Source organism: Saccharothrix hoggarensis (genome assembly GCF_042678885.1).
In the GTDB taxonomy this organism is placed as follows: Bacteria; Actinomycetota; Actinomycetes; order Mycobacteriales; family Pseudonocardiaceae; genus Actinosynnema; species Actinosynnema hoggarensis.
The window spans coordinates 1-6577 of sequence record NZ_JBHTLK010000312.1 but is presented as its reverse complement, the minus strand read 5'-3'; the positions used below and the strand labels follow the sequence as shown (position 1 = coordinate 6577).

10 protein-coding genes are annotated in these 6577 nt (G+C 75.7%); 3 read left to right on the top strand and 7 right to left on the bottom strand.

Annotated elements, in window-relative coordinates; translation table 11 throughout:
• From ACFQ3T_RS33280 to ACFQ3T_RS33255, 6 genes are all read right to left on the bottom strand, one after another.
• Window positions 1-443 (bottom strand): response regulator (locus tag ACFQ3T_RS33280; protein ID WP_380729580.1); only part of this gene is annotated, 443 nt, incomplete at its 3' end.
• Window positions 440-1561: an ATP-binding protein gene (locus ACFQ3T_RS33275; protein WP_380729578.1), complete on the bottom strand. Its 1122-nt coding sequence runs from the start codon at window positions 1559-1561 to the stop codon at window positions 440-442. The genes ACFQ3T_RS33275 and ACFQ3T_RS33280, both read right to left, overlap by 4 nt.
• A gap of 29 nt (window positions 1562-1590) precedes the next feature.
• Window positions 1591-2019, bottom strand: a complete 429-nt coding sequence (locus ACFQ3T_RS33270) for a hypothetical protein (RefSeq protein ID WP_380729577.1) — start codon at window positions 2017-2019, stop codon at window positions 1591-1593.
• Window positions 2016-2534: a DUF1772 domain-containing protein gene (locus ACFQ3T_RS33265; RefSeq protein ID WP_380729575.1), complete on the bottom strand. Its 519-nt coding sequence runs from the start codon at window positions 2532-2534 to the stop codon at window positions 2016-2018. The genes ACFQ3T_RS33270 and ACFQ3T_RS33265 overlap by 4 nt, the downstream gene beginning before the upstream one ends.
• A 151-nt stretch (window positions 2535-2685) precedes the next feature.
• The gene (locus ACFQ3T_RS33260) at window positions 2686-3783 is read right to left on the bottom strand and encodes a winged helix DNA-binding domain-containing protein (RefSeq protein ID WP_380729573.1); all 1098 of its coding nucleotides are present in this window, start codon (window positions 3781-3783) and stop codon (window positions 2686-2688) included.
• Window positions 3784-3849: 66 nt separating this feature from the next.
• A complete protein-coding gene (locus ACFQ3T_RS33255) occupies window positions 3850-4467 on the bottom strand; it encodes a DinB family protein (protein ID WP_380729571.1) in 618 nt (205 codons plus the stop codon).
• A gap of 61 nt (window positions 4468-4528) precedes the next feature.
• On the opposite strand from ACFQ3T_RS33255, the gene ACFQ3T_RS33250 reads away from it, so the two are divergent.
• The gene (locus ACFQ3T_RS33250) at window positions 4529-5509 is read left to right on the top strand and encodes a helix-turn-helix transcriptional regulator (RefSeq protein ID WP_380729569.1); all 981 of its coding nucleotides are present in this window, start codon (window positions 4529-4531) and stop codon (window positions 5507-5509) included.
• Between the two features lie 10 nt (window positions 5510-5519).
• Here the strand turns inward: ACFQ3T_RS33250 and ACFQ3T_RS33245 are convergent, their stop codons facing one another.
• Complete coding sequence (locus ACFQ3T_RS33245) at window positions 5520-5666, bottom strand: hypothetical protein (protein WP_380729567.1); 147 nt, start codon at window positions 5664-5666, stop codon at window positions 5520-5522.
• A 31-nt stretch (window positions 5667-5697) separates the two neighbouring features.
• Between ACFQ3T_RS33245 and ACFQ3T_RS33240 the strand changes: the two genes are divergently transcribed.
• Together ACFQ3T_RS33240 and ACFQ3T_RS33235 are read left to right on the top strand one after the other, a co-directional pair.
• Entirely contained in the window at window positions 5698-5985 is a 288-nt protein-coding gene (locus ACFQ3T_RS33240; protein ID WP_380729564.1) for a hypothetical protein, read from the top strand.
• A 103-nt stretch (window positions 5986-6088) separates the two neighbouring features.
• A partial coding sequence (locus ACFQ3T_RS33235) for an NYN domain-containing protein (RefSeq protein WP_380729562.1) occupies window positions 6089-6577 on the top strand: 489 nt, incomplete at its 3' end.

Here is a 6577-nt window from a genome sequence, read left to right as displayed (position 1 = left end):
CCCGACCTCGGCGCCGGTCCGGCCGCCGCCGCGCGCATCACGCGCCGGGTCACCGCCGGGGACAGCAGGGCGTCGCCCCCGGCGACGACCCGGACCGCCTCGCGCAGGTCGTCCGGTGACGTGTCCTTGAGCAGGAACCCCGCCGCTCCGGCGCGCACGGCGTCGAGCAGGTGCTCGTCGGTGTCGAAGGTCGTGAGCACGACGACGTGCACGTCCCGCAGCTCCGGGTCGGCCACGATGCGGCGCGTGGCCGCGATGCCGTCGCCACCCGGCATGCGGATGTCCATCAGCACCACGTCGGGTCGCTCCCGCCGCACCACCGCCACGCCGGACGCGGCGTCCGCCGCCTCACCGACCACGGTGATGTCCTCGGCCCGGTCCAGCAGCGCCCGCAGGCCCTCCCGCACCAACGGCTGGTCGTCCACCAGCACGACCCGGATCACGGCGCCTCCGCCCTCGGGATCTCCGCCTCGACCAGGAACCCGCCGTCAGGCGGGGTCGACGCGCGCAGGTCGCCGCCGAGCAGGGCGAGGCGTTCACGCATGCCGATGATCCCCCAGCCGCCGGCCGCGTGCTCACCGCCCGCGCCGCGCCCATCGTCCCGGATGGACAGTCGCAGCCCGTCGTCGGTGTACCGCAAACCGATGGCGACCCGGCGCGCGTCGGCGTGCCGCAGGACGTTGCTCAGCGACTCCTGCACGACCCGGTAGGCGGCGGCGTCGGCCACCGCCGGCAGCGGCGTGCGCGCGCCGGTGACGTCCACCCGGACGTCCAGGCCGGCGGCACGGGTGGAGGCGACCAGGTCGTCCAGCCGGTCGAGCCCCGGCACGGGGTCGTTGTCGTCGGCGGTCCGCAGCGCGCGCACGGTGGCCCGCAGTTCGCGGACGACGTCACCGCACGCCGCGCGGACGGCCGCCAACGACCGCCGGGCGGTGTCGGGGTCGTCCTCCAGCGCCTCGCGGGCCACGTCGGCGTGCAGCGAGATCACCGACACCGTGTGCCCGAGCAGGTCGTGCAGGTCCCGCGCCACCCGCACCCGTTCCCGCTCGACCCGCCGGGCGGCCTCGCGCTCGCGTTCCAGCTCGGCCGCCCGCGCCTGGCGGTCCAGCTCCGCCCGCCAACCCCGCCGGGAGCGCACGGCGTCGCCGAGCGCGATGACGCTCGCCATGAGCGCGGCGGAGCCGACGAACTCGTAGCCCAGCAGGTAGGCCAGGTCGTCGCCTTCCCGGGCGCGGACGGCGGTGGAGAGCACCAGCAACCCGACCGAGGCGCCCACGGCCCACCGCAGCCGTCCCTGCTCGGCCGCCGAGTACAGGGCCGCCCCGACCGGCACCGCCAACCCGACCGGCGGGAACGCCGAGGTGTAGTAGAGGAGCAGCACGGCGGTCGTGGCGACGAGCGTGCCGACCGGCCACCGACGCCGGACGACCATCAGCGCCCCGAGCACCAGGGCGAACGCGTAGGCCGCGGGGTGCGGTGCGGCCGTGTCGCCGACGTTGGCGGTGATGGCCGTGCCGACCACGACCGCGACGAGCGCGGCCAGGCCGGCGTCGACCGCCACCTCCCGCCGGCCCGACTCCGCCGGTGCGGTCAGGACTCCTCCCCTCGCCGACGCGGTCGGAACGCGGGCACCAGCCGGGCGAGCACCCACCCGACGGCGCCCGTGACCGCACCGACCGCGGTGCCGGTGACCAGGCTGCTGAGTGCGGCGGAGATCCGCAACACGACCTGCCCGCCGGCGAAGTCGGGCGCGGTGCCGGCGAACGCCTGCGCCCACAGCAGTTGGTGCGTCACGGCGAGCAGGACGCCGTGGCACGCGCCGACGACGAGCAGCGCCAGGAACGGGTTCGGCACCCGCCGCCACAGCACGACGGCCAACCACACCGCGATGGGCGCGAACACCAGCACCGCGTTGACGACGGGTCCGACGAGCCGCAGGTCGTGCGCCACCACCCGCGGCACGCCCAGCAGGGCCAACGCCCAGAGCCACGGCACGGGCAGCCCCGTCCGGCGGCTCACGCGCCCACCGCCGTGCCGGAGGCGCGCCGGAACCGCTGGTAGCCCGTGAACACGAGCACCGCGGTCAGCCCGCTCACGGCCAGCCGCACCCAGTGCCCGGTCTCGAACTCCACCGCCGTCCGGCGCAGCACCTCCACCGAGTGCACCGTCGCGCCCTCGTCGAACATGATCTCGTTGCGGGGCCAGAAGAACAGCACCGAGAACAGGAACTCGCCGACGACCAGCGACGCCAGACCGGCCACCAGCCACCACCGCGCCGAGCGGACCCGCCACAGCAGCACCAGGGTGGCCACGGCCAGCGCGACGGTCAGCGCGCCCATCGGCGGGAACAGGTCGGCCGGGCCGGTGATCGCGAAGAACGCCACCGCCTGCGCGAGCGACGCGGGCGGGTCGTGGAAGACGTTGGGGTAGATGACGATCGTCTCGACCAGGATGCCGCCGAAGGCCACCACGGCCACCCAGACGTACAGGGTCGAGACGAGCAACGACAACGAGGACAGCAGACTTCGGCGCACGGGCACTCCGCGGGAGGACGGGGGTCGGAAGCCGCGCACGCGGGCGGTTCCTTCGACGTGCTCCACCGTAGGACCGCGGCCGTGCGCCGGACATCGACCCGCGCGCGGGTCCCGCGTACGCAAATCGACGTACGCGACGCCCGGTCGGCGGTCAGGGCGACGACGGGTCGATGCGGACGCCGCCGTCCCCGTCCGAGAGGAACGCCGCCAGCGCCTGCCCCTCCTCGGCGACGGCGGTGCGGTCGCCTCGGGACAGGCGGCGCAGCGGGGTGACGACCACGACGTCGGCGTCCACGTGCCACGTCGCGGCGACCCGACCGTCCACCAGGACGACGCGGGCGCCGGCGACCGACAGGCCGCGGTGGGCGTCGTCGACGATCCTGGTGCGGTCGTCGTAGCCGAGGAGCGCGTTGTCGAACGCGGGCAGGAACCGGGGCGGGGCCGGGGTGTCCGGGTCGGGCCGGGGCGCGTCGGACAGGTCCAGCAACTCGCGGCCCCGCTCGTCCCGGAACGTGACCAGCTCGTCCCGCATCGCGGCCACCGCGGCCGGCAGGCCGGCGACACCGGACCAGGCGCGCACGTCGGCCGTGGCGGCGGGCCCGAACGCGGCCAGGTAGCGCAGCACCAACGCCTGGCCCACGGGGTCGGAGCCGTCCGCAGGCAGCGGGTCGACCTCGCGTCCCAGCCAGGAGGCCAGCGGCAGGTTGCGCACCCCGGCCTTCGTGCGCCACAGCCCGCGTGGCGGCAGCTGCGCCGTGGGGATGAGGGCGGCGATCAGCACCTCCCCCAGCGCTCGCGTCCCGGCCGCGGGCCAGCGGTGCGCGACCGCCCGCGCCAGCTCGGGCATCGAGCGCGGCACGCCGTCGGCCAGCACCTCCCGGCCCGCCGCCGCGAGCCGGTCGAGGTCCACCCCGGCCAGCTCGCGGCGGTAGGTGCCGAGCACCCGTTGCCGCAGCATGGCGTCGTGCCGAGCCCGCCACGCCACCGCGTCGTCGGCCGTGACGAGGTGGACGGTGCGCCGCATGAGGTGCGTGCGCACCACGTGCCGCCGGACGAGCAGGTCCGAGAGGACCGCCGGGTCGAACGCCCGCAGGCGCGACCAGAGCCCGGTGAACGGTTCCTGCGGTTCCTGCGCCTGCAGGCCGCCCAGGTGCGCGACGGCGTCGAGGACCGGCACGTCGGCGCGGTCGAGCAGCAGCTGTCGGGCGAGCGTCGCGCGGTTCAGGGCGCGGGTGTCGAGCACGGTCATCAGGGTGGTCCCAGCGGGTCGACGTCGATGGCGGGGGTCATGTCGGTTCCCCTCGGGGTGGTCCGGTCAGCTCGACGTCCGGCCGTCCAGCGCCTCGCGCAGGATGTCGGCGTGCCCGGCGTGCTGCGCGGTCTCCGCGATGACGTGCAGCAGCACCTGCCGCACGCTGTGCACCGCGCCCGGCTCGTGCCACGGCGCCTCGGGCAGCGGGTGCGTCGCCGACAGGTCGGGGATGGTCGCGACGACCTCCTCGGTGCGGGCGGCGACCTGCGCGTACCGGGCGAGGATCGTGGCCGCCGTCTCGCCGGGCAGCACCCGGAAGGCGTTGCGGTGGTCGATCGCCCACCGCGGCGCCTCGCGAGCGGTGCCGGCGGCGAGGTCGGCCCACGTGACGCCGTCCGGCAGGTCGTAGCGCATCGCCGACGGGCCCTGGACCGCGAACCGCAGCCACGCCTCCTCGACGGACGTGACGTGCTTGACCAGTCCGCCCAGGCACAGCTCGCTGACCACCGGGCGTTCGGCAAGCTGCTCGTCGGTGAGGTCGCGCAGCGTGGTGGTCAGGGCGGATCGCGCGGTCGCGAGCGCGGCGAGCAGGGCGGCCCGCTCGGCGTCGACGGTCCCGGGAGTCTTGGTGGCGGCGCTCACGGCGTTGCGGCCCTTCGGGTGGTGGTCGTTGACTGGCATGTGACCAGCCTCGACAGTGAAGCGGACAGGTTGTGTCCTCTTCTCCGGGGATCATGGAGGCATGCCGAAGACCTCAGCGCGTCTGCTGGCGCTGCTCTCGCTGCTCCAGGCCCGCCGCGACTGGCCGGGCGCGCTGCTGGCGGAACGGCTGGACGTCAGCCCGCGCACGGTGCGCCGTGACGTCGACCGCCTGCGCGAGCTGGGGTACCCCGTCGCGGCCGTCAAAGGCCCGGACGGCGGGTACCGGCTCGACGCGGGCGCCGAGCTGCCGCCGCTGCTGTTCGACGACGACCAGGCCGTCGCGCTGGCCATCGCGCTCCGGACCGCCACCACCACCGGCGCCGGCATCGGGGAAGCCGCGGCGCGGGCGCTGACCACCGTCCGGCAGGTCATGCCCGCTCGGCTGCGCCGTCGCGTCGACACGCTGCGCGTGACGGCCGTCGAACGGCCCGCGGTCCGACCGGACGCCCCGGTGGACAGCAGGGCGCTCACGGTGTTGAGCGCCGCCGTGCACGCCCGTGAGGTGCTGCGCTTCGACTACCCGTCGGCGTCGGGTGGCGAGCCGGGACCGCCGCGCCGGGCGGAACCGCACCACCTCGTCACGTGGGGCGGGCGGTGGTACCTCGTCGCGTGGGACCTCGACCGCGACGACTGGCGCACGTTCCGGGCCGATCGCATCAGCCCGCGCACCCCGAACGGACCCCGGTTCACGCCGCGCGAGCTGCCCGGCGGTGACGTGGCGGCGTTCGTGGCGGACAGGTTCCGGGGCGCGGACGGCTCCGGTGAGTGGCCGTGCCGCGGCGAGGTGGTCCTCGCGCTGCCCGCCGCCGCCGTGTCCCCCTTCACCCGGGACGGGGTCGTCGAAGCACTCGGCCCGGACCGGTGCCGGCTCGTGCTGGGCTCGTGGTCGTGGACGGGCCTCGCCGCCGCCATCGGCCGGTTCGACGCCGACGTCGAGGTCGTCGGCCCGGCCGAGCTGAGGGACGCCTTCGCGCACCTCGCGCGCCGTTATGCCGAGGCCGCCCGGCCGCCGGCCGGTTGAGCCGGCTCCGTCACGTCGGCCACGACCTCACGGTGCCGTCGGAGCCGGCGGTGGCGAGGGTCCTGCCGTCGGCGCCGTAGGCGAGGTGCTTGATCTTGTCGCTGTGGCCGACCATCGCGCCGCGCGTGGCGCCGGTCACCGCGTCGACCACCAGCACGGAGGTGCTCCCTCCGACTGCGAGGACCTCGGTGGACGGTCGACGTCTCGCCACCTTCCCCGCCGCCGGCCACACCGACGTGGTGTTCGCCTCCCGGACCAGGGCCGCCGTCATCCGGGACGACCACGTGGTGCTGTGGAACCGCGATTCGGCCGTGGCCACCCTCGTCGGCCACAACGCGGGCGCCATCGCCGCCTTCAGCCCGGACGGCAAGACGATCGCCACCGGCGTCCGGCCCCGACTCCTCGTCCGGCTCCACGACGAGCCGGACCGTCACCACGCCGTCGTCGGAGTTCATCGCCCCCTCCCGTGCTCGTAGGCGGCCTACGCGGGAAGTCGTCCGCCGGCACCCGTCGTCACGCCACGACCGGGACGCGGTGCGCGCGGCAGGCCCCCGACCCGGTGCGGGTAGGGTCGGCCGCGTGGGGGAGATCGTGCGCATCGGGGTGTTCTACGACGGGACGTGGTTCGCCTACCTGAGCGATTTCTACGCCACCGCGCACCCCCGCGCCGCCCGGATCGCGCTCGACGGCTTCCACGACGCGCTGCGCTGGCACGTCCACACCGAAACCGGCCACGCGCTCGACGACTGCGTGGTGCACGAGGCCCACTACGTGCGCGGACGCATCGAGACCCCCGCCGCCTCCTTCGACGCGGTGCTGGCCGCCGCCGGCGTCACCCGGCACGACCTGCCGCTGCACGGCGGCAAGGAGAAGGGCGTCGACGTCCACTTCGCGCTCGAGGTGTGGGAGCGCGCCACCACCGCGCCGTTGCAGTGGGTCGTGCTGGTCACCGGCGACGCCGACTTCACCCCGCTGGCCGCCCGGCTCACCGGTCGCGGGGTGCGCGTCCTGGTGCCGGTCGTGGACGCCGGGTTGCCGGCGGGCTCCGACGCGCCGCCGCCCGCGTGG

Excerpts from the sequence above, each read along its gene's own strand:
- ACFQ3T_RS33250 (WP_380729569.1), top strand. The coding sequence starts at position 4,529 with ATGCCGAAGACCTCAGCGCGTCTGCTGGCGCTGCTCTCGCTGCTCCAG.
- ACFQ3T_RS33260 (WP_380729573.1), bottom strand. The coding sequence starts at position 3,783 with ATGACCGTGCTCGACACCCGCGCCCTGAACCGCGCGACGCTCGCCCGA.
- ACFQ3T_RS33255 (WP_380729571.1), bottom strand. The coding sequence starts at position 4,467 with ATGCCAGTCAACGACCACCACCCGAAGGGCCGCAACGCCGTGAGCGCC.